This is a genomic window from Uruburuella suis, assembly GCF_004341385.1.
In the GTDB taxonomy this organism is placed as follows: Bacteria; Pseudomonadota; Gammaproteobacteria; order Burkholderiales; family Neisseriaceae; genus Neisseria; species Neisseria suis.
Genome location: NZ_SLXE01000020.1, coordinates 12894 through 39085 on the forward strand (window position 1 = coordinate 12894; position 26192 = coordinate 39085).

Sequence of the window (26192 nt, forward strand, 5' to 3'; positions counted from 1 at the left end):
GCCTTTGCGGCAGATATCGGATAGGCCGTCTGAAGCGTTTCAGACGGCCTCAAAGGCAGATGCAAAGCCGCCGCCAAACTGGTATGCTTGCACCGTTTGCAAACCGGAATAAAGCAATGTATCAGAAGAAAACGCGCGGCATCAGGCCGTGGATGGCCGGCGTGGCGGTGCTGGCGGTGGTGGTGTGGCTCTTTTATGCCTTGGGCAATATTCTCACGCCGTTTATCGTGGCGGCGGTGTTGGCCTATATTTTGAACCCGCTGGTGGAAAAGCTGCGCGATAAAGGCATTAAGCGCGGACTGGCGGCGATGTTGGTGATGATTTTCTCGCTGGTGTTGATTTTGGCGCTCACTTTGGTGATTGTGCCGATGCTGGTGAATCAGTTTAACAATATGGTGGCGCGGCTGCCGCAAATTGTGGATTTTGTGCAAAACAAAGTGCTGCCGTGGATCAATATGCTGCTGGGCGGCCATCTCACGCTCGACACGCCTTCTATTGTGGCGTGGCTGCAATCGCACACCGGCTCGGTGCGCGATGCTTTGCAAAGAATCATGCCCACGCTGATGAAGCAGGGCGGCACGGTGGTGTTGGGCGTGACCAATTTGTTTTTGCTGCCTTTTTTGCTCTATTACTTTTTGCTCGACTGGCAGCGTTGGGCGCACGGCATTCGTGCGATGGTGCCGCGCCGTTATGTGGGCACTTATCAGCGCATTTCGGGCAATATGGATAAAGTGTTGGGCGAATTTTTGCGCGGCCAGCTGATGGTGATGCTGATTATGGGCTTGATTTACGGCTTCGGTTTGATGTTTGTGGGGCTGGATTCGGGCTTTGCCATCGGCATGATTGCCGGTATTTTGGTGTTTGTGCCTTATTTGGGCGCGTTTACCGGCCTTTTGCTGGCCACGCTGGCGGCTTTGCTGCAATTTGGCTCGTGGCAGGGGCTTTTTATGGTGTGGGGCGTGTTTGCCATCGGCCAATTTTTAGAAAGCTTTTTCATCACCCCGCAAATCGTGGGCGACCGCATCGGCCTGTCGCCTTTTTGGGTGATTTTCTCTTTAATGGCGTTCGGCCAATTGATGGGCTTTGTGGGCATGTTGGTGGGTCTGCCTTTGGCGGCGGTGACGCTGGTGTTGCTGCGCGAGGGTGTGGATGCTTATTTCAAAAGCGGTTTTTACCGGCAAGAGCAGGAATAATACCGCTTCAAATCAATCGGCCATAATGGCATGACAGGCAGAGGCCGTCTGAAAACCGTTCAGACGGCCTTTTATATCAAACCTAAAAAATAAGCAGCCTGTAGGTCGAATTCTCAAATCCGACACTTGTTCGCAGAACAAGGCACACACATTGCTTTGGCCGTTGGCCGAACGTCGGTTTTAAGAATCCGATCTGGGCGGATGGTGCTGCTGAACTGCTTTTATATTTATAGTGGAATGCAAGAAAAAGTGATACAAAACTACGCTCTATAACGAAGTAGGCTGGGTTGATAAACCCAAGATTTCAGACGGCCTCTGGGCTTGTTGGATTTTTAACCCAACCTACCCGTTGTGTCACTTTTTCTTGAATTTCATTATATTTTGTAAGCTTATTTTTAGGATGGGTATAAGAAGCTGTGTTGCCCGATAGAAAAAGGCCGTCTGAAACCCTGTTCAGACGGCCTTTTGATGCGCCCGCCCTACACCAAACCTTGTGCCAGCATGGCATCGGCCACTTTCACAAAGCCGGCGATGTTGGCGCCGTTGACATAATTCACGAAGCCGCCGCTTTCATGCCCGTATTGCAGGCAGGATTCGTGGATATTGGTCATGATGTTGTAAAGGTGTTGATCCACTTCTTTGGCCGACCACGACATGCGCAGCGCGTTTTGGCTCATTTCCAGGCCGGAGGTGGCCACGCCGCCGGCGTTGCTGGCTTTGCCCGGCGCATAGAGGATTTGCGCCTGAACAAAGGTGTCTACCGCGGCGATGGTGCAGGGCATATTCGCGCCTTCGGCCACGCAGATGCAGCCGTTGCCCAAGAGCATGGCCGCATCGGCTTCGTCGAGCTCGTTTTGGGTGGCGCAGGGCAGCGCGATGTCGCAGGGCACATGCCACGGGCTCAAGCCTTGGTGATAAGGCAGACCTTGCTCTTGGGCATACACGGAAAGGCGCGCACGGCGCTCGTTTTTCAATTCTTTCAGCGCTTCGAGCTGCAATTCGGTCATGCCTTCGGGGAAATGCACAAAGCCGTCTGAATCGGACACGGTGAGCACGATAGCATTGTTGTGCAGCAGTTTTTCGCAGGCATATTGCGCCACGTTGCCCGAGCCGGACACCACCGCCTTTTTGCCTTCGAGCTTGTCGTTGCGGGTGGCGAGCATGAATTCGGCAAAGTAAACGGTGCCGTAGCCGGTGGCTTCGGGGCGGATCAGGCTGCCGCCGTAGGTGAGGCTTTTGCCGGTGAGCACTGAGCTGAATTCATTGCTCAAGCGCTTGTATTGACCGAACAGATAGCCGATTTCGCGGCCGCCGACGCCGATGTCGCCGGCGGGCACGTCGGTGTCGGCACCGATGTGGCGGTAGAGCTCGCTCATAAACGATTGGCAAAAACGCATCACTTCATTGTCGCTCTTGTCTTTAGGGTCGAAATCGGAGCCGCCTTTGCCGCCGCCCATCGGCAGCGTGGTGAGCGCATTTTTAAACACTTGCTCGAACGCCAAAAATTTCAACACGCCCAAATTCACGCTGGGGTGAAAGCGCAAGCCGCCTTTGTAGGGGCCGATGGCAGAATTCATCTGCACACGGAAGCCGCGGTTGACCTGCACATTGCCTGCGTCGTCCATCCAGGGCACGCGAAACAGAATCACACGCTCGGGTTCCACCAAGCGCTCGAGCAGGCCGTGTTCGGCATAATGGCTGTTGGCGGCCAGAAAAGGAGTGAGGCTGGTAAACACTTCTTCTACTGCCTGATGAAACACGGTTTGGTGCGGGTCGCGCTGTTTGACTTGTCCGAATAATTGATGCAAATCTACGGCCATGTGTTGCTCCTTTTTTGTGATGTTGGCTCAGGGCAGTTGAATACCGATATGCCTGATTGTTGTCAAAATAAGCTAAGGGTTTTTGAAATAATCGATATTTATTATATATTTGCCGGAAAGACGGTGCGTTAAAAGATGTAACCTGCCGTAATATAAACTGTAGCAGGCCAAATTGCCAACAAAATTCTGCATCAATTGGCGCAAAAGTTGGTTTGCGTCAAAGCAGCTTGCGCAGGCCGGCGGCTTAAAAAAGCGCCCCGCCGGTGTTACAATGCCGCATTATTTTCAGGCCGCCTGCTGCGGCCGCACCCGTGAGGAAACCATGCAAGCTTATCAAGATTTAATGCGCCATGTGCTGGCACACGGCACCGACAAGGCCGACCGCACCGGCACCGGCACGCGCTCGGTGTTTGGCTATCAAATGCGTTTCGATTTGAGCGAGGGCTTTCCCTTGCTCACCACCAAAAAGCTGCATTTGCGCTCGATTATTCACGAATTGCTGTGGTTTTTGCGGGGCGACACCAATATCAAATATCTGAAAGACAATAATGTGTCGATTTGGGACGAATGGGCCGATGAAGAAGGCAATCTGGGCCCGGTTTACGGCTATCAATGGCGCTCGTGGCCTGCGCCCGACGGCCGCCACATCGACCAAATTGCCAATGTGGTGGCGCAAATCAAGCAAAACCCCGATTCGCGTCGCCTGATGGTGTCGGCTTGGAATCCGGCTTTGGTGGATGAAATGGCGCTGCCGCCCTGCCATGCGCTGTTTCAGTTTTACGTGGCCGACGGCCGGCTTTCGTGCCAGCTTTATCAGCGCAGCGCCGATATTTTTCTCGGCGTGCCGTTCAACATCGCCAGCTATGCGCTGCTCACCATGATGGTGGCGCAGGTGTGCGGCTTGCAGCCGGGCGAATTTATCCACACGTTTGGCGATGCTCACCTTTACCGCAACCATTTCGAGCAGGCCGAGCTGCAATTGAGCCGTACGCCGCGGCCGCTGCCGACCATGACGCTAAATCCCGATGTGGCCGATTTGTTTGACTTCAAGTTTGAAGATTTCGAATTGAGCGGCTACGATCCGCACCCGCACATCAAAGCTGCCGTGGCGGTGTAAAAGAGATTCTAGGGTCTGTTCACAATTCATCCGCGAGTAAGATTTTGAGCGCAAAAGCGTGGCTGCAAGGCGAAAAGCACAGCAAGGTTGAACACCTTGCGAGCATTTTCAACGCGGCAGGCGCGTTTTTGAGCCAAAAGATTGCCGCGTGATGAAATGTGAACAGACCCTAGGCCGTCTGAAACTTTTTCAGACGGCCTGCTTGGTTTGATTATGCAAGACCAAATAAGGAACACAATATGTTGAAATTATTTACTTTACCGGGAGCGGGTGCAATCCGCAGCTCATCACCTTTTTCGTGGAAAGCGGAAAGCCTGCTGCGTTTGGCAAAACTGCCTTACGAGAAAGAATACGTTGCCGATTTCAGCAAAATGCCGAAGGGAAAAGTGCCGGTGTTGCAAGATGGCGAGCAATGGATTGCCGACAGCCACTTTATTGCGCAGTATTTGAAAACGCAATATCAATTCGATTTAGACCGCACGTTGAGCGCCGAGCAAAAAGCCATCGGGCACGCGTTTAGCCGAATGGTGGAAGAGCATCTGTATTGGACGAGCGTGTATAACCGCTTTGTGGATCCCATCGGCAAGCCGTTTATGATGCAGGCGATGTTTGATGGTGTGCCGTCTGAACAAGCGGAAGAAATTTTTGCGGTGTTGCAGGCGAATGTGATAAAGCAAATGCAGGGCCACGGTATCGGGCGTCATAGTTTGGATGAAATCTACCGGCTCGGTTTTGCCGATTTAGACGCTATTAGCGATTATTTAGGCCATAAATCTTATCTCTTCGGCGATGAAATCACGTCTGCCGATGTAGCCATCGTGCCTGTAATCGCCAGTTTGATTCAAACGCCAATCGACACGGAAATCGCTCGATATGCCAGAGCCAAAGCGAATCTGGCCGCGTATGTAGAGCGTTTTGACCATGCCGTTTTCGGCGAAGAATAAAATAAAAAAGGATGAATAGATGAAATGCACTTTTCCCTTGTCGGCCGTGGCGCTGGCGGCCGTGTTGGCGCTATCCGGCTGCGGCGGTGAAAAAGCCGCAGAAAAAGCGGGCGGCAGCGCGGCGCAAGCCAGCGTGCTCACCCGCAATAATGTAACCGAGCCGCAATCGCTCGACCCGCACCAAATCACCGGCGTGCCCGAAATCAATGTGGTGCGCGATTTGTTTGAAGGGCTGGTGGAAACCGATGCGCAGGGCAAAATCGTGCCTGCCGTGGCCGAATCGTGGGCGAGCAAAGATAACCGCGTGTGGGTGTTCAAGCTGCGCCAAGATGCCAAATGGAGCAACGGCGAGCCGGTGGTGGCTGAAGACTTTGTGTATAGCTGGCGCAGGTTGGTGAATCCGGCCACCGCTTCGCCTTATGCCTCTTATCTGCAAGCGGCGAAAATCGCCCATATCGATGAAATTTTGGCCGGCAAACAAGCGCCCGACACGTTGGGCGTGAAAGCGACAGATCCGCACACGCTCGAGATAACGCTCAGCGCGCCGGTGCCTTATTTTCCGCAAATGCTTTACCACGCCGCCACCAAGCCCGTGCACCGCGGCACGGTGGAAAAATTCGGCGTGAAATGGACGCAGCCGGAAAACTTTGTCGGCAACGGCGCTTACATTATCAATAAATGGGTGGTTAACGAGCGCATCGAGTTGGTGAAAAACCCGCAATACCGCGATGCCGGCAATGTGGCCATCGAGCGCGTGGTGTTTCTGCCCATCGGCTCGCAAACCGACGATGTGGCGCGCTATGAAGCCGGCGAGGTAGACATCACCGATGCGCTGCCGCCCGAAATGTATGCCAAGCTCAAAGCGAGCCACGGCGATGCGCTCAAACGCAGCCCATATTTGTGCACGTATTACTTTGAAATCAACAATCAAAAAGCACCGTTTACCGATGCGCGTGTGCGCAAAGCCCTGTCGCTGGCGCTTGATCGCGACATTATTGCCGAAAAAGTGCTCGGCCGCGGCGAAGAAGCCGCCTATAACCTCACCCGCACCGGCACCGCAGGCTTTGTGCCTTATGAGCCCGAATGGCGCAAGCTCGCTTATCCCGAGCGCGTGGAGGCGGCCAAAAAGCTCTTGGCTGAAGCCGGCTATGGCGAAGGCAAACCGCTCACGTTCACCTTTTTATACAATACCTCTGAGCAGCACAAAAAAATCGCCGTGGCCGCTGCCGCGATGTGGAAGCAGGCGCTGGGTTTTGTGAATGTGCAGCTGGAAAACCAAGAATGGAAAACCTATCTCGACAACCGCCGCAGCGGCAATTATCAGCTTGCACGCGCTTCATGGTGCGGCGACTATAACGAGCCTTCCACCTTTCTCAACACCTTGCGCAGCAACAACAGCAGCAACCGCGCGTTTTATCAAAACGCCGAATACGATGCCGTGCTTAACCAAACCCTGCAAGGCAATGTCGACGAAGCCGGCCGCAGCCGCCTTTATCAGCAGGCCGAGGGCATTATCGAGCGCGATACTGCCGTGATTCCCGTGTATGGCTTTGTGAATTCGCGCTTGGTCAAACCGCGCATCGGCGGCTATTCGACGGAAGATGTGTTAAACGAATTGCCGAGCAAACGCTTGTTTATTCAGTGATTGCGTAAAAAAGGCCGTCTGAAACTTTTTTCAGACGGCCTTGTTGATGCTTGACGGCAAATCTTATATCTATTCAAAAAAAAATAAGCTTACTTTTTTGAATGGATATTAATTGCTCAACACATCCACGCCTTTGGGCGGCGTAAATTGAAACACGCTGCGCGATAAATTAGGCTTGGTGTTTAAATTGCTGAAGCTGATGCTGGTTTCGTTGCCGAAGCTGTCTTTGAGCTGCATGGCGGCCAGCGCGTCGCCTTTGAAGCCGATGCGGATATATTGATAGCCCGCATTATTGCGCTTGGGCGAGGCGAGCACATAATCAATGCCGCCGGCCGAGCCGTCTTCTTTCAGCGTGTAGCTGCTGTCGAGCGCGGTTTTGTTGGATAAAATCGCGGCCGGGCTGTCGCCTATGGTTTGGTCTTGCGATGATTTGGTTACTTGCGCCAAATCCACATCGTAAAGCCAGATGGTTTTGCCGTCGCCCACGATGGTTTGCTTATAGGGGCGGCTGTATTCCCATTTAAACAGCCCCGGGCGCAAAATCTGAAACGAGCCGTGGGTGGTTTGGCTTTTCTTTTTGCTTTTTACCGTTTGGCTGAAGCTGCCGCTGAGGCCGTCGGTGTCGGCGTTGAATTTTTTCAGCGCATCAATGGCGCCGGCCTGAGCCAGGCTGATGCTGCCGGCCAAGGCCAATGCGGCGGTGCTGCGGATGAATTTTCGGTGTAACATGAACACTCCTTTGGGCTTGATGGTTTTGCCCGCCATTATGCAGGCTTGTGCGGATTTTACCAGCCTTGCGGCTTGGTGGTAGGGCGGCTTTTTCTATGGTTTGGTTCGCCGGCCGATTTTTGTTAAGCGCGGTGATGGGCGGCAGATGTTTGAGTGCACGGGTATTTTACCCGCCTTTACAGCACACTTTTAACGTTTATTTAAGCTTTTCCCGCCGCCATGCCAAGCAGCAAATAAATGTAAAGCCGATCAATTAGCGCTAAAATAACGCTTTTGCCGTGATTTGGGCGCTGCCATGACCGATTCGAATTGCCTCGACACTTTATTGTATGCCGCGCTGATGGCGCAAAACCCGCAGCAGAAATGCGCGCTCACCCAAGCTGCTTTCGATGGCTGGCAGGCGGGCGGGCTACGGCGCAGGCAGGCTGCCGCCGCGCAGGATTTCCGCTGGGCCGGCCGGCCGCAAAAGCCCGATTTGGTGGCACCGGATCAAGTGCAAAAGCGCAAAATGAGCACGCCAGAGGGTTATGCGGCGATGTTGCACGCTATTTGCCATATCGAATTCAACGCCATTAATCTGGCGCTCGATGCGGCTTACCGCTTTCGGACGCTGCCGCCCGCGTTTACCGCCGATTGGTTGCGCGTGGCCAAAGAAGAGGCTTATCATTTTTCGCTGATGCGCGGCCGCTTGAATGCGCACGGCTTTGATTACGGCGATTTCGAGGCGCACAATCATTTGTGGGACATGGCCTACAAAACTGCGTTCGACCCGCTTTTGCGCATGGCACTGGTGCCGCGTGTGCTCGAAGCGCGCGGGCTGGACGTTACCCCCGCCATACGCGCCAAAGTGGCGCAGCGCGGCGATGCGGCCACTTGCGACGTGTTGGATATTATTTACCGCGATGAAATAGGGCATGTGCAAACCGGCAATGATTGGTATGGCTATTTGTGTGCCGAGCGCGGCTTGGAGCCGGTGGCGCTGTTTCGCGCGCTGATCAGCCGCTATGATTTGTTTATTTTCCGCGGCCATGTGAATATCGAAGCGCGCGAGCGGGCGGGCTTCAGCCGCTTTGAATTGGCGATGCTGGAGAATTTCGAACAAAGCCGCAAAGCGCAGCCGCAAGAGCGCAATTGGCGGCAGGCTTTGGGCAGGTGAAATCGGGTTGCCCGCTCAAGATGCGGCGCTGTTTCACTCAAGCCTAAAACACAGATAAACAGGCAGCGCGCCTCAGGCCACGCAGTGCACACGGCAAAGCGGAATAAGGCTTTAGGTTGTTTTTTAGCTTGGGCATGATTCAAACTTGAGGCCGTCTGAAATATTATTCACTCATTTTTCAGACGGCCTTTGGATGATGGCAAACCATTCTGATTGAAATACAGTGCAATTGAATAATAAAGCAACACAAAGCAGCAAACCGCCGGGCGGGCATATGCTGCATTATCGAGGTTTTTATGTCACACGAACATCATAATCATCACAACCACAGCCACAGCGGCAACAAAAAAGTGTTGCGCATTTCGTTTGTGATTATCGCCACTTATATGGTGGTGGAAATCATCGGCGGCCTGCTCACCAACAGCCTGGCGCTGCTTTCCGATGCCGGCCATATGTTTTCCGATGCGGCGGCGCTGGCCTTGTCGCTGGCGGCTTTCCACATCGGCGAGCGCGCAGGCAGCCGCAGCAAAACGTTTGGCTACAAGCGCTTTGAAATTCTGGCCGCTGCGCTCAACGGCTTAACGCTGCTGCTGATTGCGGTGTGGATTATCTATGAAGCCGCCGGCCGCTTTATCCGGCCGCCCGAAATCGCCACGCTGGGCATGTTGGTGGTGAGCAGCATCGGCTTGGCGGTGAATATTTTTGTGGCTTGGTATATGCACCGCGGCGGCGACACCGAGGGCAATGTGAATATGCGCGGCGCTTATCTGCATGTGTTGGGCGATTTGCTGGGCTCGGTGGGCGCGATTGCCGCGGCTTTGCTGATGATGGCGTTTGGCTGGCGCTGGGCCGACCCACTGGCGAGCGTGGCGGTGGCGCTTTTGATTGCCAGAAGTGGCTGGGGCGTGTTGAAAACGGCGGTGCATATTTTGATGGAAGGCGCGCCGGAAGAGGTGGATTGCGATGAAATCGTGGCGGCGCTGCAAAAAGTGGCGGGCGTGGAATCGGTGCACGACATGCATATCTGGACCATCACCAGCGGCCTGCATGCTTTATCGTGCCATATTGTGGTAGAGGGCAGCCTGAGCGTTGCCGAGGCAGAAAAAATCGTGGCTGAGGCCGGGCATGTGTTGCAGCACCACCAAATCAGCCATGTCACCATTCAAACCGAAAGCCGTGCGCACGGCCACGGCGATGAATTGCTGTGCTGCCTGGAAGGTGCGACGCATGAGCATGAACATAAACATGCGCACGGGCATTGAAAAGCGGCAGGCCGTCTGAAAGATTTGCATGATTCTGTTAGAATAAAAGCCGTTTGAAATCGTTTCAGACGGCCTTTTTCAGACGGCCTTTATGATGAATTTGATGCCGTCTGAAAGCAAATTCAAAAAATAGGCTGCATGCCGCTTGCTTATTTCTCAACAGGAAAACCTTTATGACCCAAGCCGTATTGTTTGATCTCGATGGCACGCTGGCCGACACCGCGCTCGATTTGGGCGGCGCGCTCAACACCTTGCTGCGCCGGCGCGGCCTGCCCGAAAAAAGCATGGCCGAAATCCGCCCTGTGGCCAGCCACGGCGCTGCCGGGCTGTTGCAGCTGGGCGCGGGTATCGAAAAAAGCCACCCCGAATTTGCGCAATGGCGCCAAGATTATCTGGCCGAATACGAGCGCTGCTTCGATTGCGACACCGTGCTTTTTGCCGGCATCAATGAATTAATTGCGGCGCTGGATGCGCGCGGCATTGTTTGGGGCATCATCACCAACAAACCGCACACCTTCACCCACCGCCTCGTGCCCAAGCTCGGCTTTGCCAGCGCGCCTGCGGTGGTGGTGAGCGGCGACACGTGCAGCCGGGCCAAGCCCGCCACCGAGCCGATGTTTTATGCTTGTGAACAAATCGGCGTGGCGGCCGGGCAATGCGTGTATGTGGGCGATGCCGAGCGCGATATGCAGGCCGGGCGCAATGCGGGTATGAAAACGGTGTTGGCCGATTGGGGCTATATCGCCGCCGCCGATCGCACCGAAGCTTGGCCTTTTGATTTGCGCATCCGCCAGCCGCTGGATTTGCTGGCTTGCTTGTAAGCGATGGGTTAAAAGGGCAAAGGCCGTCTGAAAAGGCTTTATATCCAATTTGAAAACAAGCTAAAGTCTTGCTTTGTTTTGTGGTATGTATTTCTGGCCTGCGGTTTGCTGTTTTTTAGGCCGGCTCTGTTTTCGGGCTTGATATCCAATCGGTTTTCAATCGAAACGGATTTTCTGTTTCTAATGATGAAAGGCAGGCAAAACATGAAAGCATTGATGATAGGCGCCAGCGGCGCAGTGGGCAGGGAAGTGTTGCGCCTATTGTTGGAAGATAATGATGTTCACGAAGTGGTGGTGTTTGGGCGCAAACCTTTGGTACAAACCCACGCCAAGCTGCAAATGGAATGCGTGGATTTCAATCAGCCGCAGGCATGGGCCGATAAAGTGCGCGGCGATGTGGCCTTTTCCTGCCTGGGCACCACGCTGAAAGATGCCGGCAGCAAAGCGGCGCAATACCGCGTGGATGTGGATTACCAATATGATTTTGCCCGTAGCGCACGGCACAATGAAGTGGCCGGCTTTGTGCTGGTGTCGTCTGCTCTGGCTTCGGCGCAATCGCGTTTTTTCTACACCCGCATCAAAGGCGAATTGGAAGACAAAGTGCGCGCGCTCGCGTTTGCCCACACTTTGATTATCCGCCCCAACACCTTAATCCGCCCCGATGCGCGCGCGGGCGAAATTTGGGGCGTGCGCGCCTTGCAGTTTTTCAACCGCTTCGGCCTTTTGCAAAAGCAGCGCCCGATGAGCGTGCAGGAAGTGGCCGCGCGCATGGTGGCGGCAGCCAAAACATTCGGCTCGGCCGAGGCACCGGCGTTTACAATTTTGCAGGAATTTTAATGGGCAGGGCGTTGAAATATCGAAATTGATAATCATAAAGAAAAGGCCGTCTGAAACGTTTCAGCGGGTAGGTTGGGTTGAAAACCCAACAAGCTCACAGGCCGTATGAAACCTTGGGTTTGGCAACCCAAGCTACGCCGTTGCAGCATACAGTTTCGTGTTACTTTTTCTTGCATTTCACTATATCGGTGCAATAAAGGAAAGGCCGTCTGAAAATCTTTCAGACGGCCTTTCCTTTAATTCTGAACCTTACGCTTTAAACGGCGTGACTTCCAAGCCGAACATCGCGCGAGCGGTGTTGAGCATTTGGCAGCTGAAGCCCCATTCGTTGTCATACCAGGAAAACACTTTCACCATATTGCCGCAAGTAACCTTGGTGAGGGTGCTGTCGAAATTGCTCGCTTCGGTGGTGTGGTTGAAATCCATAGACACCAACGGCAGCACGTTGAAGCCGAGCACGCCTTTCATTTCGCCCTCGGAAGCAGCTTTGAGCACCGCATTCACTTCGGCCACGCTGGTTTTGCGGCCGGCTTCGAAGCTCAAATCCACCAGCGACACATTAGTGGTGGGCACGCGGATGGCCAAGCCGTCGAGTTTGCCGTTGAGCTCGGGCAGCACCAAGCCCACGGCTTTGGCTGCGCCGGTTTTGGTGGGAATCATATTGTCCACACCGCTGCGGGCGCGGCGCAAATCTTTATGGCGCACATCGGTAACGGTTTGATCGTTGGTGAGCGAGTGGATGGTGGTCATCAGGCCTTTATTGATGCCGATGGCGTCGTTGAGGGCTTTGGCGATGGGCGCCAGGCTGTTGGTGGTGCAAGAAGCGTTGGAAATCACGGTCATGTCATCGGTGATAACGTTGTGGTTGACACCATATACCACGGTGGCATCCACATCGGCACCGCCGGGCGCAGAAATCAGCACTTTTTTCGCGCCTGATTCGAGATGTACATTGGCCGCGGCCTTGCTGGTGAATGCGCCGGTGCATTCCATCACCAAATCCACACCCAAAAGCGCCCACGGCAATTCGGCCGGATTGCGGGTGGAGAAAAAGGGGATTTTTTTACCGTTAATGATTAAATGATTCTCATCGTGGCTCACATCCGCATTGAAGCGGCCGTGTATGGTGTCAAACTTGGTGAGGTGGGCATTGGTTTCGAGGCTGCCGCTGGCGTTTACCGCCACGATATCGAGCTGTTTTTCCAATTTATAGTCGTAAATCGCGCGTAATATCTGGCGTCCGATGCGGCCATAGCCGTTGATGGCAACCTTAATGCCCATGTGTGAAATCCTTTGCTGAGTTTGTGTTGGAGAAAGCTGCCGAGCGGCCGCTTTTTGACAGGGCGGATTATAGCGCAATGTAGTGTTGTGTAGTCAAGGTCAAATTACGGCCGACTACATCTTAATGATTGTGTGGATATTAAAAGCATACCGTTTATTTGTAAAAAATGCCGTTTATCTGCAATTGAGACTTGCAAAATCATGTGAGATAGATATAATTATCTTCCCATCATATAACAGGGTAAACAATAACCCATATGATTAAAACGCAAATAGCATAAATATGCAGATGCCGAGGGGAAAAGGTATCGCATAAATTGATAAGATGGCCAAACACATTACAGTTAAACGGTTTTCCCGCTCACAAGGGCGGCGGCGCTCAAGATAAAAGGATGATAACGAAGGTAATCAAAAAACAGCAGATAAAAAAAACCATCTATACCAAGGGGAAAAGTATAGATGGCCAAACACATTACGGGGAAAACGTCTTACTCACTTACTCACTTCTCGCGAAGTAAGTGTTACTCAGATGGGTGAATTATATAATAGTTCACCCAAATGGGTGTTAAGATTTGTAAAGCGTTAATTTGTTAGATTATCTTATTGATTATTAACAAAAATTATTTGATAATTATTTATCTTTAAGTTGGAAAAATAAACGTCCATTCGCCTGGGGCGAGATTTTGTGTGCTCCATTGGCCGAATTTTTCACGATGCAGCGCTTCCACACGGTTGCCGGCGGCGGCCACCATACGCTTGACCTGATGGTATTTGCCCTCGGTGATGGTGAGCAGCAAAGTGGTGGGGTTGGCAAGCTTAGCATCGGCTGCGCGCACGGTTTCGTTGTCGTCGTGCAGCAACACGCCGTTTTTTAAGGCTTGGCAAAAGGCTTCATCGGCCGGATGCTTGAGGCTTACGCGGTAAAGTTTGGGCACTTTATGCTTGGGCGAGGTGGTGCGGTGGTTGAATTGGCCATCGTTGGTGATCAGCAGCACGCCGGTGGTGTCGGCATCGAGCCGGCCGATCGCCTGCATGTCGATGTTGCGCATGTGGTCGGGAAACAGGCTGAACACGCTCGGGTATTGTTGCGGTTTGTGCGAGGTTTCGTAGTTGGCCGGTTTGTTGAGCAGAATATAGAAATAGGGCAGCGGCACCACGGCAAACGGCTCGCCGTCGATTTTGAGCGTGCGGATGTCGGCCGGCTCGATATTTTCTTTAGGGCGGTTGTGTGTGCTGCCGTTGAGCGCCACGCAATCATTTTCAATCAGCCACAGGCATTGCTTGCGGCTGCCGATGCCTTGCGCTTGCAGATATTTTAAAAGTTGCATAAAAACAGATCAATATTTTCAGACGGCCTATTGTAATGTAAGGCCGTCTGAAAAGGTATGGGCAAAATGAAGAAGCCGGTTTCTTTTTTAACCGGTTTCTTTTTATAGTATGGAGAAGCACAAAAAAAGTCGCCCCACACGAAGAGGGGCGCAAAAGGAACACAAACCACTACCAAAAAGGTTTCCAAAAAGGTTTAAAAATCAGGCATATTTCTCCATATCATAGCTTGCCGGATACAAAGCTTTCATCAAATCATGCGGTGAAAGCGCGAAATCTCTGTTGTTGCGCAGGGTCAGGCGGCCTTGCTGCGGCGTGAGCTCGAGCAGGCAGGCTTCGGCGGCCTGATTCAGCGATTGTTTGGTTTGCTGCACGCGCCGTTGCAGGGCAGCGAGCGCGCGGCGGTAGATATTGCTTTTATGTTGGATGGTGCGGGCGCTGGCCACCCAGCTGATGCGGGCTTGCGCATCATCGGTTTCAATCAGCAAAATGCCGGTGCGCTTGTCGCACAGCGCCGCGCTTTGCGGCACCAACATATAATAACGGCCTTCAATCATGGCAAACACGGCATCGTGGATTTCGGCCGCTTCATCATGCGGCACGGCCAAAAGCGAGCGGGCGGTGTGCTGATGCAGCCTTAAAATATCCAGAGAGACTTGCTGGAAAATGCTTTCGGGCATGTCGTGCTCCTTTGCGGGTGTTTGTGTTGAAGCGTTGGATGCATCATAAGCAAGATAAGCAATATTTGCAAATGATAATTGTTATTATTTTAAAATACAATTTTAAGTTTATGTTTTAAATCAAAATAAATTTTCAAAAACTTAAATAATTTTGTCGATGTAAAGGGAAGTTTTGTTTTAAAGAGGCCGTCTGAAAACCTTTCAGACGGCCTCTGTATCGGATTTCAAGTATAACACTTGGAAAATGAAAGATTGTCTGCGGCTTGCCGCTTGTTGTCTTACTTTTGAGATTCGATATTCGCTATAAACAACTTGCTGAAATGCCGAGCCCGGGCGGCTTGCCCACTCATCAATATCCATCGCTGCATCGGTGGCAGAGCAGTGTTTGCTTTTTACTTTGCTCCCGGCTTTTAGTATGATGCGGCTGAACTTCAAGAAAGCCAGCCATGAGCCCCTCACGCCAAATTATTCTCGATACCGAAACCACCGGCCTCTACCCCGGCAGCGGCGACCGCATTGTCGAATTCGCCGGCCTGGAAATGGTCAACCGCCATCTCACCGAGCAAAATCTGCATCTTTATATGCACCCCGAGCGCGATATGCCCGAAGAGGCCGCTGCCGTGCACGGCCTCACCATTAAGGTGCTGGAAGAAAAAAATGCGCCCGTGTTTGCCAAAGTGGGGCGGGAAATTGCCGATTTTCTGCGCGGTGCCGAATTGATTATCCACAATGCCAAGTTTGACGTGGGCTTTTTAAACATGGAATTCGAGCGCATGGGCTTGCCCACGGTGGAAGCCTTGGGCTGCAAAATCACCGACACGCTGGCGATGGCGCGCGCGATGTTTCCCGGCCAAAAAGTCAGCCTTGATGCCTTGTGCAGCCGCTTTGAAATCGATCGCAGCAAGCGCGTGTATCACGGCGCATTAATCGACTGCGAGCTTTTGGGCGAAGTGTATTTGGCGATGACGCGCGGCCAGTTCAGCCTGGCCGATAGCTTTGCCGAATCGGCCGCCGAAGCGGCGGTGAGCCGGCAGCCGCGCCCGGCGGTTTTGAAAGTGATTCGCGCCGAAGCGGCGGAAATAGCTGAGCACGAAGCTTATCTTGATGCGCTCGACAAAGCCGGCGGCGGCCCTTGCGCTTGGCGGGCGCACGCTGGCGGAGAAAGTGCATGAGCCGCCATATTGCGCTGATTCCCGCCGCCGGCGTGGGCGCGCGCTTCGGTGCGGGCAAGCCCAAACAATATGTGGAAATCAACGGCCAAACCGTGTTGCAACACACGCTGGCTGTTTTTTTGGCGCATGCGCAGATTGACCATATCGCCGTGGTGCTCTCGCCTGAAGACAATTTTTTTCAGACGGCCTCAAATCATAAGCTCAGCGTGTTGAAATGCGGCGGCGAAACCCGCGCCGAAACCGTGCGCAACGGCTTGGCTGCTTTGCTGCAACAAGGCTTGGCCGCGCCGCACGACAATATTTTGGTGCACGATGCCGCCCGCTGCTGCCTGCCGCCCGAAGCGCTGAGCCGCCTGATTCAAGAAGCGGGCGGCCAAGCCGAAGGCGGCATATTGGCTGTGCCCGTGGCCGACACGCTCAAACGTGCCGACGCGGCGCAGCATATCGGCGCCACCGTGGCGCGCGCCGGCTTGTGGCAGGCGCAAACGCCGCAGCTTTTTCAGGCGGCCTTGCTGCAACGCGCGCTTGATGTGGGCGATTTGAGCGCCATCACCGATGAAGCAAGTGCGGTGGAAGCGTTGGGCGTGCAACCGCTGCTGGTGCAGGGCGACAGCCGCAATTTAAAGCTTACGTTGCCGCAAGACGAATATATCGTGCGGCTGTTGCTGGCAGACAAATCACATGCGCCGGTGTGATTTCAGACGGCCTATCGTGAAATCAAAGAAAAACGGATACAAAAATAAGAAGTCTCAAATCGTGTGTAGAGGGTGTGCGCAGCCACGCACGCGTTTCAATCGGCTTCTGCGTGCGTGGTTGAACCGCACATTCTGCGCCGGTCTGTGTTAGTTTTCATTCATTCCCTATACATACATGCCGAATCAACCATTAAACCATTAAACAAATACTTGCTTTTCAGATGGTCTCCAATTCACCAAAGGCCGTCTGAAAAACCAATCAATTAATTAAGGAAACACCATGAATATCCGTGTCGGGCAAGGCTATGATGTGCACCAATTGGTGGCCGGGCGGCCGCTGATTTTGGGCGGCGTGACTATTCCGTTTGAAAAAGGGCTGCTCGGCCATTCCGATGCCGATGCGCTTTTGCACGCGATTACCGATGCGCTTTTGGGCGCGGCAGGCTTAGGCGACATCGGCAGCCATTTTCCCGATACCGCCGCCGAATTCAAAGATGCCGACAGCCGCGTGCTGCTGCGCGCCGCTTATCAAAGCGTGCAGGCGGCGGGCTGGCAGGCGGTGAATGTCGACACCACCATTATTGCGCAAGCGCCCAAGCTCGCGCCGCACATTGCCGCCATGCGCGCCAATATTGCCGCTGATTTGGGGCTGCCGCTGCAATCGGTGAATATTAAAGGCAAAACCAACGAGAAACTCGGCTATTTGGGGCGGCAGGAAGGCATAGAAGCGCAGGCAGCGGTGTTGTTGCAGGCCGTCTGAAAACTGCTGCGCGGTATGTCAAAAAGTGTTAGCATAACAGCTGTAAAATGATATCCGGCAGTGCAAACAGCAAGCAGTGTTGATTATTTTTTGGAAAAAGAAGAGGAACTTCCCATCATGCTATCTCAAGAACAATTAAAGCGTTTGGCGGCCGAAAAAGCCGTGGAATTCGTGCCCGATAATGAATACATCGGCATCGGCACCGGCAGCACCGTGAATGAATTCATCAAAGCCTTGGCCGTGAGCGGTAAGCACATCAAAGGCGCGGTGTCTACCTCTAAAGCCACTTCGGAATTGCTGGCCCAAGTGGGCATTCCCGAAGTGCAGCTCAACGAAGTGTCGCGCTTGGCGGTGTATGTGGATGGTGCTGATGAAGTGAACCATTCGCTGCAAATGATCAAAGGCGGCGGCGGCGCGCATTTGAATGAGAAAATCGTGGCCAATGTGTCGGATACTTTCGTGTGCATCGCCGATGAGAGCAAATATGTGTCGCGCTTGGGCAAATTTCCGCTGCCGGTGGAAGTGATTCCGATGGCGCGCTCGATGGTGTCGCGCAAGCTCGTGGCCATGGGCGGCCAGCCTGAATTGCGCGTGGGCTTTATCACGTTTAACGGCCATCAGATTGTGGATGTGCACGATATGGATTTGTCGCGCCCGATCACTTCTGAAGATGCCATCAATAAAATTCCCGGCGTGGTGGAAAACGGTTTGTTCGCCCACAATGCCGCCGATGTGTTGGTGTTGGCCAAGCAGAGCGGCGTGGAAGTGATTTACCCGAATTAATGTTCCGTTTGTCGGCAAGGCCGTCTGAAAAGGCTTTCAGGCGGCCTTGTTTGTTGAAAAAATAAATTTATACCAATCCAAAAAAATAACCTAACTTCGTTGTCTCGCCTTGCCGTACTCGTTGTACTGTCTGCGGCTCGCCGCCTTGTTAGCTTACTTTTTTGAATTGGTATTAAACGCATTGTGTTGATGAAATATTTACTGGCACTTTTAGCCGCCGTAGCGGCCTTTGCCGCCCATTTGGGTTATGCCGAGAGCAGCGCTTGGTTGCAGCAGGGCGCGCAATGGCTGCGGCAAGCGGAAACCGCTGCGCCCGCGCCAAGCGCCGCGCACTTTCAGGCGCGCGTTACCGCTGTGCACGATGGCGACAGCGTGCGCGCCACCGACCGCCACGGGCAGCGGCATAAAATCCGCCTGGCCTATATCGATGCGCCCGAGTTGCAGCAGGCGCACGGCATGGCCGCCCGCGATGCCTTGCGCCGCCTGATAGACGGGCAGCAGGTGGAGGTTGCGGTGTTGGACACCGACCAATACGGGCGTGAAGTGGCGCAAATCCGCCTGCACGGGCGCGACATCAATCTGGCGCAAATCGAAGAGGGGCATGCTTGGCATTATGTGTCGATTGCCAAGCGGCGGCAGGATAAAGCCGATTTCGCCGCCTACAGCCGCGCCGAAGCCGGTGCACGCAGCAGCCGCTTTGGCCTGTGGCGCGCCCAAAGCCCGCAAGCGCCGTGGGCCTACCGCAAAGCGCAAAGCGCTGAGCAGGTGCAATGAGCCGCTGGCCGTCTGAAAACTTTGTGCCGAGATAAAAGCCGTTTATCGCGCCGGCCGGATTTTGCGGGTAAAATCCGCTTCATATTTCAACACAAACCCTATTGTTATGAACCAACACATCCGCCGGGAAATCTTCGAGCGCTTTCGCGCCGCCAATCCGCACCCGACCACCGAATTGCAATACAACAACCCGTTTGAGCTGCTGATTGCCGTGCTGCTTTCTGCGCAGGCCACCGATGCGGGCGTGAACAAAGCCACCGCCAAACTTTTTCCCGTGGCCGGCACGCCGCAGGCCATGCTGGATTTGGGCTTGGAAGGCGTGATGGAATACACCCGCACCATCGGCTTATACAAAACCAAATCCAAACACATTATCGAAACCTGCCGCATCTTGCTGCATCAGCACCAAGGCGAAGTGCCAAGCAGCCGCGAAGCGCTGGAAGCCTTGCCCGGCGTGGGGCGCAAAACCGCCAATGTGGTGCTCAACACCGCATTCGGGCAGTTGGCGATGGCGGTGGACACGCATATTTTCCGCGTGGCCAACCGCACCCGCATTGCGCCGGGCAAAAACGTGCGTGAAGTGGAAGACAAATTAATGAAAGTGATTCCGAAAGAATTTCTGCTCGATGCGCATCACTGGCTGATTCTGCACGGGCGCTACACCTGCAAAGCGCAAAAGCCTTTGTGTGAGCAGTGCATCATCAACGATTTATGCGAATATCCGTCGAAAACGGTGCTGATGGGCAAAATCTGAGCCAAGAGGCCGTCTGAAACGTTCAGACGGCCTGCTTTATCTGCCGGCGAAGCAACCGCAAAAAGATGTAAAACCCTTGCTTTCAAGCGGCCGCGCCCGCCCGGGGCTGATGCGGCGGCCTTTGTTTTCGTTTACAATTCCACACCAAACACCGATTAAAAACTTCAAAGGAAATTCTGTGAACCCCACGCCCAAATACCTTGTTTTGCTTACGGCATCGGCATTAATGCTGGGCGGCTGCGACAAGTTAGGCAGCTTTTTCGGCGATGCCAAAGAAAAAGGCAGCGAATTTGTGCAATCGATCGAAGCCAAAACCGATGGCGGCAGCGTGGGCATGTTGCTGCCCGATTTCACCAAGCTGGTGGAGCAGGAAGGCCCCAGCGTGGTGAATATCCAGGCCACCAAAAATGCGCCCGCCGCTTCGGCACGCAACGATGGCGGCATGGATTTGAGCCAGTTTCCCGACAACGATCCGTTTTACGAATTTTTCAAGCGCTTGGTGCCCAATATGCCCGAAGTGCCGCAGCAAGATGACGATGGCGAGCTGAATTTCGGCTCCGGCTTCATCATCAGCCCCGACGGCTACATCCTCACCAACACGCATGTGGTGGGCGGCATGAACAACATCAAAGTGATGCTCAACGACAAACGCGAATACACCGCCAAGCTTATCGGCTCCGACCAGCAATCGGATGTGGCGCTGCTCAAAATCGATGCCGCCGATTTGCCGGTGGTGAAAATCGGCAACGCCAAAGATTTGAAACCGGGCGAATGGGTGGCCGCCATCGGCGCACCGTTTGGGTTTGACAACAGCGTCACCGCCGGCATCGTGTCGGCCAAAGGCCGCAGCCTGCCGAATGAAAACTACACGCCGTTTATCCAAACCGATGTGGCGATTAATCCGGGCAATTCCGGCGGCCCGCTCTTTAATTTAAAAGGGCAGGTGGTGGGCATTAATTCGCAAATTTATAGCCGCAGCGGCGGCTTTATGGGCATTTCGTTTGCCATTCCGATTGATGTGGCCATGAATGTGGCCGACCAGCTGCGCACCACCGGCAAGGTGCAGCGCGGCCAATTGGGCGTGATTATTCAAGAAGTGTCGTATGATTTGGCCAAATCGTTTGAGCTTGATAAAGCCACGGGCGCGCTGATTGCGCGCGTGTTGCCGGGCAGCCCGGCGGCCAAAGCCGGCTTGCAGGTGGGCGATATCGTGCGCAGCGTGAATGGCGAAGAAGTGCGCGCTTCCAGCGATTTGCCGGTGATGGTGGGCGCGATTGCGCCGGGCAAAGAAATCACGCTGGGTGTGTGGCGCAAAGGCAAAGAAACCGATATCAAGGTGCAGCTGGGCTCGGCCGATGGCAATGCGCAGAGCGATGATGAAGCGGGCAGCGGCCAGCCGCCGGCCGGCGGCGACACGCAATCGTTCCAGCTCGACAATATGGGCTTGAGCCTCAATGTGCAAAATGTCGACGGCGCCAAACATTTGGTGGTGGCCAAGGCCGAAGGCTTGGCCGCGCGCGCCGGCCTGCGCCGGGGCGATGAGATTTTGGCGGTGGGCCAAACCAGCGTGGAAGACGAAGCCACTTTCCGCAGCGCCATCGAAGGCGCGGGCAAAAATGTGCCGCTGTTGGTGCAGCGCAGCGGCAACACCTTGTTTTTAGCGCTCAACCTGCCTTGATTTTCCCTGCAACTTTTCAGACGGCCTCCATTGACTCAGAGGCCGTCTGAAACATTTTTAAGAAACGATTCAAGATGATGCAAACCCTTCCGCGCGGCCCGGTGATGGCCGATGTGCAGGCTTTCCAATTGAGCGAAGCCGAACGGCAGCGCCTGCTCGACCCGGCCGTGGGCGGCGTGATTTTATTCCGCCGCAATTTTGAAAATGTGGCGCAACTCAAAGCGCTGGTGGCCGAAATCAAAGCCTTGCGCACGCCTGAGCTGATTATTGCCGTCGACCACGAAGGCGGCCGCGTGCAGCGCTTTATAGAGGGTTTCACCCGCCTGCCGGCCATGAATGTGCTCGGCGAAATGTGGGATGAGCAAGGCGAAGCCGCCGCCAAAGCCGCTGCGGAGCAGGCGGGCTGGGTGCTCGCGGCCGAATTGAGCGCTTGCGGCATTGATTTGTCGTTTACGCCGGTGCTGGATTTAAACTGGGGGCAATGCGCCGTAATCGGCAACCGCAGCTTTCACCAAAGCGCCGAAATTGTGGCTGAATTGGCGCGGGCCTTGCAAAAAGGCTTAAACAAAGGCGGCATGAAATCCTGCGGCAAGCATTTTCCCGGCCACGGCTTCGTGGAAGGCGACAGCCACCATGTGTTGCCGCAAGACAATCGCAGCCTGGCCGAGCTGGAAGCGGCCGATATCGTGCCTTTTTGCAAGCTCTCTGCCGAGGGTATGGCTGCGGTGATGCCCGCGCATGTGGTGTATCCGCAAATCGATGCGCAGCCGGCGGGTTTTTCCGAGGTGTGGCTGAAGCAAATTTTGCGCCACAAAATCGGCTTTAACGGCGTGATTTTCTCCGACGATCTCACTATGGAAGGTGCTTGCGGCGCCGGCGGTATCAAAGCGCGCGCGCAATTATCGTTTGATGCCGGCTGCGATATTGTGCTCGTGTGCAACCGCCCCGATTTGGTGGATGAATTGCGCGCCGGTTTTGCCGCCCCCGCCAATCCGGATTTGGCCGCGCGCTGGCAATATATGGCCAACACTTTGCGCCCGAGCGATGCCGCCGCGATGATGGACACGCCGGAATTCAAAGCCGCCCAAAGCGTTGTGGCCGCATTGGCCACGCCCAAAGACATTGCCGGCGGCGTGAAAGTGGGCGAAGCGTTTTGATGTTTGGGGTTTGATATTTGAAAGGCAGGCCGTCTGAAAGCAATTTCAGACGGCCTTTCGTATAAAGGCGATAAAGCATTAACACAAATGCACGCAGCCGGATTTATGGATTTATGGCTTGCCGATCACAATATAGCTGATGCAATAATCCAGCGGCAGCAAGCCCTTATCGTTGCGCAGCGTTTCATAGGCCGCCGCAAATCGCTGCCAGCGCGCTTTGCCGGTGAGGCCGGCGCGACGGGCGAAAACGTGGTTGGCACCCACATGTTTGAGTGAATCGAGCAGGCTTTTTAAGTCGGCAAATTCTTGGGTGATCGTTTCAGTGCAAACTTCAATTTGGCCGAAGCAGGCAAAGGCCGTCTGAATGCCGGCGGGTGTTAAAAAGCGGTTGACATGCGGCGCGGCATCGGCGGCCTGCCAGGCTTGGCGCAGCTGCCACAAGCTGCCTTCGGCCGGCGTGGCCACGGCGATGCAGCCGCCGGCGCGGGTGATGCGCTGCATTTGGGCGGCGGCCTGCGCTAGATTGCACCATTGCAGCGCCAAGCTGCTGAAGCAGATATCGATGCTGCCGCCGGCCAGCGGCAGCGCTTCGGCATCGGCCAGTAGGCAGGCGGCAGCGCGCTGCTGCGTGTGAATGCGGCGCAACATGCCCTCGGCCAAATCGAGCGCCAGCACGCAAGCGCCTTTTTCCTGCATGATGCGGCTGAAATGGCCGCTGCCCGCGCCGATATCGAGCACGGTTTGGCCGGCCAGATTGCTTTGATGCCGCTGCTCGAGCAAATGCAGCAGGCGCGTGCCGACTTGGCGTTGCAGCGCGGCGGCATCGTCATAAGTGGCGGCGGCCTGGCTGAACGCGCGGGCGATGTGTTGCTTGTGTTCAGACGGCATTGTGCAAACCTTCTGCCAGGCGCTCGATATCGGCGCGGCTGTGGGCGGCGGTGAGGGTGATGCGCAGGCGCGCCTGCCCCATGGGCACGGTGGGCGGGCGGATGGCGGGCACATAAAGGCCGAAATCGCGCAAACGGGCGGCGGCATCGAGCGCGGCCTGATTGCTGCCGCAGATGAAGGGCTGGATGGCGGTGGATGAGGGCAATAATTTTTCTGCCAGCCCGATTTGGCCCAAGGCCGTCTGAAAATAAGCAATATTGCTGCGCAAACGTGCGCGCAAATCATCGGCTTGGCGCAGGCGCGTGCAGGCGGCGGCGAGCGCAGCGGCCTGGGCGGGCGGAATGGCGGTGCTGTAAACCAGATGGCGGGCAAATTGGGTGAGGTATTCGGCGGTGTGGTGGCTGCACAGCACCGCCGCGCCCATTGCGCCGGCGGCCTTGCCGAAGGTGACAATCAAAATGTCGGGCTGCATGCCGGCGGCTGCGGCGCTGCCTTTGCCCTCATCGCCGAGCACGCCGAAGCCGTGGGCATCATCGAGCAGCAGCCAAGCGCCGTGTTCGCGGCATAAACCGTGCAGGCGGGGCAAGTCGGCGCAATCGCCATCCATGCTGAACACGCCCTCGCTCGCTACCAGCGTGCAGCGGCCGGCATATTGCGGCAGCAGCGCGGCGAGCTGGTGATATTGCTGATGGGCAAAGCGGCGGAACGCAGCGGAGGAAAGCGCGGCGGCTTCCTGCATCGAAGCGTGGCAATATTTGTCGGCCAGCAACACATCGTTTTTGCCCAAGAGGCCGAGCAACACCGCCTGATTGGCGGCATAGCCGCTGGCAAACACAAGCGCGCGCTCATAGCCCAGCCAGCCGGCCAAAAGCTGCTCCAGCGCTTCGTGGGCATCGGTGTGGCCGCTCACCAGCGGCGAGCCGCCGCTGCCGCTGCCGAAGCGCGAGAGCGCCTGCTGCCATGCGGCAATCACGCTTTCATCGCGGCTCAAGCCCAAATAATCGTTGCCGCCGAAATTGAGCAGGCGCGTGCCATCAAAATCGATTTCGGGCGGCGGCACATCGGCGCGGCGCGGCGTGCGGCGGCGGTAGGCTTGTTTGGCGGCTTGTGCGGCCAAATCGGTGTGGATTCGGGTGTGCCAGTTCATGGGTATCAATAATTATGAATATGCGATGTGTGTTAAACAGGCCGTCTGAAAGGCTTTCAGACGGCCTGCGGCAGTATAGGTGTTGCGGGCGGCAAAAGGCAACCGCTGATTGCCGGCGGCCATGAAAAACCGCCCGATGAACGGGCGGTTGGTTGCAATTAGCTTGAAACCTCAGCACTTGGCTTCGGCGCCTTTGCGGGCGTAATACCACCAGTTGAGCGCGCCGCACAACACATAAAACACGATAAAGGCAATCAGCGCGGCATTCACGCTGCCGGTAACGGCAATGGAAGTGCCGTAGCTTTTGGGGATGAAAAAGCCGCCATAAGCCGCAAAAGCTGCGGTGAAGCCGATCACGGCTGCGCCTTCTTTGGTGGCATCGAGCCGCGCCTGCTCGGCATCGACCAAGCCTTGCTCGGCAAAGCGCTGGTGCATATTGAGGAAAATCACCGGCACCTGCATAAAGGTGGAGCCGTTGCCCAGGCCGGTGAGGGCGAACAAGGCCATAAAGCAGGCGAAAAAGCCCCAAAAGCTGCCGCCTTGGCCATCGGTGGGCAAAAAGGCGAGCACGCCGCACACGGCCACAATCATGCCGATAAACACAATTTGGGTGATGGCCGCGCCGCTTTTGATTTTATCGGAAAGCCAGCCGCCCAGCGGGCGCACCAAAGCGCCGACCAAGGGGCCGAGAAACGCATATTTCACCGGGTCCACCGCGGGAAACTGGCTTTTAATCAAAAGCGGAAAGCCGGCGGCAAAGCCGATAAACGAGCCGAATGTGCCCAAATAAAGCACACACATAATCCAGTTGTGTTTGCGGGTGAAGATAATGGCTTGGTCTTTAAAGCCGGCTTTGGCCGAGGCGATATCATTCATGCCAAACCAAGCCGCCAGCGCGGAAATGATGATAAACGGCACCCACACAAAGCCTGCGTTTTGCAGCCACATCTGCTTGGTGGCATCGCCTTTCACCCAGGTTTGCGCTTCGCCGCCGAGTGCACCGAACACGCCGGCGGTGATGATGAGCGGCACCACAAACTGCACCACCGACACCCCCAAATTGCCCAAACCGGCATTAAGCCCCAGCGCCGTGCCTTTTTCCGCTTTCGGAAAGAAAAAGCTGATGTTGGCCATGCTCGATGAGAAGTTGCCGCCGCCAAAGCCGCACAAAAGCGCCAGAATCATCATGGTGATGTAGCTTGTGTCGGGGTTTTGCACGGCAAAGCCCAGGCCTGCGGCGGGCAGCAGCAGGCTGGCGGTGGATAAAGCGGTCCAGCGGCGGCCGCCGAACACCGGCACCATAAACGAATAAAAAATGCGCAAAGTGGCGCCCGATAAAGCGGGCAGCGCCGCCAGCCAGAAAAGCTGGTTTTCGCTGTATTTAAAGCCGATATTGGGCAGATTGACCACCGCCACGCTCCACACCTGCCACACGGCAAAGGCCAAAAGCAGGGCGGGAATCGAAATCCACAGATTGCGCTTGGCAATTTTGCGGCCGGTTTGCTGCCAGAAATTTTTGTCTTCCGGCCGCCAATCGTGAAGGATGTAGCTCATTTTGATGCTCCTGAATAAG

Annotated in this window: 24 protein-coding genes; 16 read left to right on the forward strand and 8 right to left on the reverse strand. The window is 55.0% G+C overall.

The window, feature by feature from the left end:
* The first annotated feature begins 116 nt into the window (after positions 1-116).
* Positions 117-1193, forward strand: coding sequence for an AI-2E family transporter (locus tag EV680_RS08000; RefSeq protein ID WP_132954227.1), 1077 nt, complete (start codon positions 117-119; stop codon positions 1191-1193).
* A gap of 479 nt (positions 1194-1672) precedes the next feature.
* Here the strand turns inward: EV680_RS08000 and gdhA are convergent, their stop codons facing one another.
* Positions 1673-3013: an NADP-specific glutamate dehydrogenase gene (gdhA, locus tag EV680_RS08005; RefSeq protein ID WP_132954228.1), complete on the reverse strand. Its 1341-nt coding sequence runs from the start codon at positions 3011-3013 to the stop codon at positions 1673-1675.
* Positions 3014-3335: 322 nt separating this feature from the next.
* On the opposite strand from gdhA, the gene EV680_RS08010 reads away from it, so the two are divergent.
* The 3 genes from EV680_RS08010 to EV680_RS08020 all read left to right on the forward strand — a co-directional run bounded on the left by EV680_RS08010 (position 3336) and on the right by EV680_RS08020 (position 6719).
* Complete coding sequence (locus EV680_RS08010) at positions 3336-4130, forward strand: thymidylate synthase (protein ID WP_132954262.1); 795 nt, start codon at positions 3336-3338, stop codon at positions 4128-4130.
* Between the two features lie 239 nt (positions 4131-4369).
* Positions 4370-5074, forward strand: coding sequence for a glutathione S-transferase family protein (locus EV680_RS08015; RefSeq protein WP_132954229.1), 705 nt, complete (start codon positions 4370-4372; stop codon positions 5072-5074).
* 19 nt (positions 5075-5093) lie between these two features.
* Positions 5094-6719, forward strand: coding sequence for an ABC transporter substrate-binding protein (locus EV680_RS08020; protein ID WP_132954230.1), 1626 nt, complete (start codon positions 5094-5096; stop codon positions 6717-6719).
* 108 nt (positions 6720-6827) lie between these two features.
* Here EV680_RS08020 and lolA read toward each other — a convergent pair whose 3' ends face one another.
* Positions 6828-7448, reverse strand: a complete 621-nt coding sequence (gene lolA / locus EV680_RS08025; RefSeq protein WP_132954231.1) for an outer membrane lipoprotein periplasmic chaperone LolA — start codon at positions 7446-7448, stop codon at positions 6828-6830.
* Positions 7449-7743: 295 nt separating this feature from the next.
* Between lolA and EV680_RS08030 the strand changes: the two genes are divergently transcribed.
* From EV680_RS08030 to EV680_RS08045, 4 genes are all read left to right on the forward strand, one after another.
* The gene (locus EV680_RS08030) at positions 7744-8604 is read left to right on the forward strand and encodes a ferritin-like domain-containing protein (protein ID WP_132954232.1); all 861 of its coding nucleotides are present in this window, start codon (positions 7744-7746) and stop codon (positions 8602-8604) included.
* A gap of 296 nt (positions 8605-8900) precedes the next feature.
* Positions 8901-9866 (forward strand): cation diffusion facilitator family transporter, encoded by a 966-nt coding sequence (locus EV680_RS08035; RefSeq protein WP_132954233.1) that lies wholly within the window; start codon positions 8901-8903, stop codon positions 9864-9866.
* Between the two features lie 173 nt (positions 9867-10039).
* The gene (locus tag EV680_RS08040) at positions 10040-10687 is read left to right on the forward strand and encodes an HAD family hydrolase (protein ID WP_132954234.1); all 648 of its coding nucleotides are present in this window, start codon (positions 10040-10042) and stop codon (positions 10685-10687) included.
* Positions 10688-10891: 204 nt separating this feature from the next.
* A complete protein-coding gene (locus EV680_RS08045) occupies positions 10892-11524 on the forward strand; it encodes an NAD(P)H-binding protein (RefSeq protein ID WP_132954235.1) in 633 nt (210 codons plus the stop codon).
* Positions 11525-11773: 249 nt separating this feature from the next.
* Here EV680_RS08045 and gap read toward each other — a convergent pair whose 3' ends face one another.
* The 3 genes from gap to EV680_RS08060 all read right to left on the reverse strand — a co-directional run bounded on the left by gap (position 11774) and on the right by EV680_RS08060 (position 14811).
* Complete coding sequence (gap, locus tag EV680_RS08050; RefSeq protein WP_132954236.1) at positions 11774-12805, reverse strand: type I glyceraldehyde-3-phosphate dehydrogenase; 1032 nt, start codon at positions 12803-12805, stop codon at positions 11774-11776.
* A 641-nt stretch (positions 12806-13446) separates the two neighbouring features.
* Positions 13447-14133 (reverse strand): pseudouridine synthase, encoded by a 687-nt coding sequence (locus tag EV680_RS08055; RefSeq protein WP_132954237.1) that lies wholly within the window; start codon positions 14131-14133, stop codon positions 13447-13449.
* A gap of 201 nt (positions 14134-14334) precedes the next feature.
* Positions 14335-14811 carry an NGO0322 family iron-responsive protein gene (locus EV680_RS08060; protein WP_132954238.1) on the reverse strand — a complete coding sequence of 159 codons (477 nt, stop codon included), beginning with the start codon at positions 14809-14811 and terminating at the stop codon, positions 14335-14337.
* Positions 14812-15257: 446 nt separating this feature from the next.
* On the opposite strand from EV680_RS08060, the gene dnaQ reads away from it, so the two are divergent.
* The 8 genes from dnaQ to nagZ all read left to right on the forward strand — a co-directional run bounded on the left by dnaQ (position 15258) and on the right by nagZ (position 22584).
* Positions 15258-15983 (forward strand): DNA polymerase III subunit epsilon, encoded by a 726-nt coding sequence (dnaQ, locus tag EV680_RS08065; RefSeq protein WP_132954239.1) that lies wholly within the window; start codon positions 15258-15260, stop codon positions 15981-15983.
* On the forward strand, positions 15980-16678 hold the full coding sequence (ispD, locus tag EV680_RS08070) for a 2-C-methyl-D-erythritol 4-phosphate cytidylyltransferase (protein ID WP_132954240.1): 699 nt from the start codon (positions 15980-15982) through the stop codon (positions 16676-16678). Before dnaQ ends, ispD begins: the two co-directional genes overlap by 4 nt.
* 280 nt (positions 16679-16958) lie before the next feature.
* On the forward strand, positions 16959-17438 hold the full coding sequence (gene ispF, locus EV680_RS08075) for a 2-C-methyl-D-erythritol 2,4-cyclodiphosphate synthase (protein ID WP_132954241.1): 480 nt from the start codon (positions 16959-16961) through the stop codon (positions 17436-17438).
* A gap of 117 nt (positions 17439-17555) precedes the next feature.
* Entirely contained in the window at positions 17556-18221 is a 666-nt protein-coding gene (rpiA, locus tag EV680_RS08080) for a ribose-5-phosphate isomerase RpiA (RefSeq protein ID WP_132954242.1), read from the forward strand.
* A gap of 189 nt (positions 18222-18410) precedes the next feature.
* Complete coding sequence (locus EV680_RS08085) at positions 18411-18995, forward strand: thermonuclease family protein (protein ID WP_132954243.1); 585 nt, start codon at positions 18411-18413, stop codon at positions 18993-18995.
* 106 nt (positions 18996-19101) lie between these two features.
* Complete coding sequence (nth, locus tag EV680_RS08090; protein ID WP_132954244.1) at positions 19102-19749, forward strand: endonuclease III; 648 nt, start codon at positions 19102-19104, stop codon at positions 19747-19749.
* Positions 19750-19975: 226 nt separating this feature from the next.
* Positions 19976-21427, forward strand: a complete 1452-nt coding sequence (locus tag EV680_RS08095) for a DegQ family serine endoprotease (RefSeq protein WP_243650362.1) — start codon at positions 19976-19978, stop codon at positions 21425-21427.
* A gap of 74 nt (positions 21428-21501) precedes the next feature.
* Positions 21502-22584, forward strand: coding sequence for a beta-N-acetylhexosaminidase (gene nagZ, locus EV680_RS08100; protein ID WP_243650361.1), 1083 nt, complete (start codon positions 21502-21504; stop codon positions 22582-22584).
* Between the two features lie 111 nt (positions 22585-22695).
* Here the strand turns inward: nagZ and bioC are convergent, their stop codons facing one another.
* The 3 genes from bioC to EV680_RS08115 all read right to left on the reverse strand — a co-directional run bounded on the left by bioC (position 22696) and on the right by EV680_RS08115 (position 26173).
* On the reverse strand, positions 22696-23472 hold the full coding sequence (bioC, locus tag EV680_RS08105; RefSeq protein WP_132954246.1) for a malonyl-ACP O-methyltransferase BioC: 777 nt from the start codon (positions 23470-23472) through the stop codon (positions 22696-22698).
* A complete protein-coding gene (gene bioF, locus EV680_RS08110; protein ID WP_132954247.1) occupies positions 23462-24619 on the reverse strand; it encodes an 8-amino-7-oxononanoate synthase in 1158 nt (385 codons plus the stop codon). Before bioF ends, bioC begins: the two co-directional genes overlap by 11 nt.
* A 171-nt stretch (positions 24620-24790) precedes the next feature.
* Positions 24791-26173 (reverse strand): NarK family nitrate/nitrite MFS transporter, encoded by a 1383-nt coding sequence (locus tag EV680_RS08115; protein ID WP_132954248.1) that lies wholly within the window; start codon positions 26171-26173, stop codon positions 24791-24793.
* Between the last annotated feature and the right edge of the window lie 19 nt (positions 26174-26192).

Bases quoted from the DNA above. Each gene is read 5' to 3' on its own strand.
- EV680_RS08000 (WP_132954227.1), top strand. From the start codon at position 117: ATGTATCAGAAGAAAACGCGCGGCATCAGGCCGTGGATGGCCGGCGTG.
- gdhA (WP_132954228.1), bottom strand. From the start codon at position 3,013: ATGGCCGTAGATTTGCATCAATTATTCGGACAAGTCAAACAGCGCGAC.
- EV680_RS08010 (WP_132954262.1), top strand. From the start codon at position 3,336: ATGCAAGCTTATCAAGATTTAATGCGCCATGTGCTGGCACACGGCACC.
- EV680_RS08015 (WP_132954229.1), top strand. From the start codon at position 4,370: ATGTTGAAATTATTTACTTTACCGGGAGCGGGTGCAATCCGCAGCTCA.
- EV680_RS08020 (WP_132954230.1), top strand. From the start codon at position 5,094: ATGAAATGCACTTTTCCCTTGTCGGCCGTGGCGCTGGCGGCCGTGTTG.
- lolA (WP_132954231.1), bottom strand. From the start codon at position 7,448: ATGTTACACCGAAAATTCATCCGCAGCACCGCCGCATTGGCCTTGGCC.
- EV680_RS08030 (WP_132954232.1), top strand. From the start codon at position 7,744: ATGACCGATTCGAATTGCCTCGACACTTTATTGTATGCCGCGCTGATG.
- EV680_RS08035 (WP_132954233.1), top strand. From the start codon at position 8,901: ATGTCACACGAACATCATAATCATCACAACCACAGCCACAGCGGCAAC.
- EV680_RS08040 (WP_132954234.1), top strand. From the start codon at position 10,040: ATGACCCAAGCCGTATTGTTTGATCTCGATGGCACGCTGGCCGACACC.
- EV680_RS08045 (WP_132954235.1), top strand. From the start codon at position 10,892: ATGAAAGCATTGATGATAGGCGCCAGCGGCGCAGTGGGCAGGGAAGTG.
- gap (WP_132954236.1), bottom strand. From the start codon at position 12,805: ATGGGCATTAAGGTTGCCATCAACGGCTATGGCCGCATCGGACGCCAG.
- EV680_RS08055 (WP_132954237.1), bottom strand. From the start codon at position 14,133: ATGCAACTTTTAAAATATCTGCAAGCGCAAGGCATCGGCAGCCGCAAG.
- EV680_RS08060 (WP_132954238.1), bottom strand. From the start codon at position 14,811: ATGCCCGAAAGCATTTTCCAGCAAGTCTCTCTGGATATTTTAAGGCTG.
- dnaQ (WP_132954239.1), top strand. From the start codon at position 15,258: ATGAGCCCCTCACGCCAAATTATTCTCGATACCGAAACCACCGGCCTC.
- ispD (WP_132954240.1), top strand. From the start codon at position 15,980: ATGAGCCGCCATATTGCGCTGATTCCCGCCGCCGGCGTGGGCGCGCGC.
- ispF (WP_132954241.1), top strand. From the start codon at position 16,959: ATGAATATCCGTGTCGGGCAAGGCTATGATGTGCACCAATTGGTGGCC.
- rpiA (WP_132954242.1), top strand. From the start codon at position 17,556: ATGCTATCTCAAGAACAATTAAAGCGTTTGGCGGCCGAAAAAGCCGTG.
- EV680_RS08085 (WP_132954243.1), top strand. From the start codon at position 18,411: ATGAAATATTTACTGGCACTTTTAGCCGCCGTAGCGGCCTTTGCCGCC.
- nth (WP_132954244.1), top strand. From the start codon at position 19,102: ATGAACCAACACATCCGCCGGGAAATCTTCGAGCGCTTTCGCGCCGCC.
- EV680_RS08095 (WP_243650362.1), top strand. From the start codon at position 19,976: ATGCTGGGCGGCTGCGACAAGTTAGGCAGCTTTTTCGGCGATGCCAAA.
- nagZ (WP_243650361.1), top strand. From the start codon at position 21,502: ATGATGCAAACCCTTCCGCGCGGCCCGGTGATGGCCGATGTGCAGGCT.
- bioC (WP_132954246.1), bottom strand. From the start codon at position 23,472: ATGCCGTCTGAACACAAGCAACACATCGCCCGCGCGTTCAGCCAGGCC.
- bioF (WP_132954247.1), bottom strand. From the start codon at position 24,619: ATGAACTGGCACACCCGAATCCACACCGATTTGGCCGCACAAGCCGCC.
- EV680_RS08115 (WP_132954248.1), bottom strand. From the start codon at position 26,173: ATGAGCTACATCCTTCACGATTGGCGGCCGGAAGACAAAAATTTCTGG.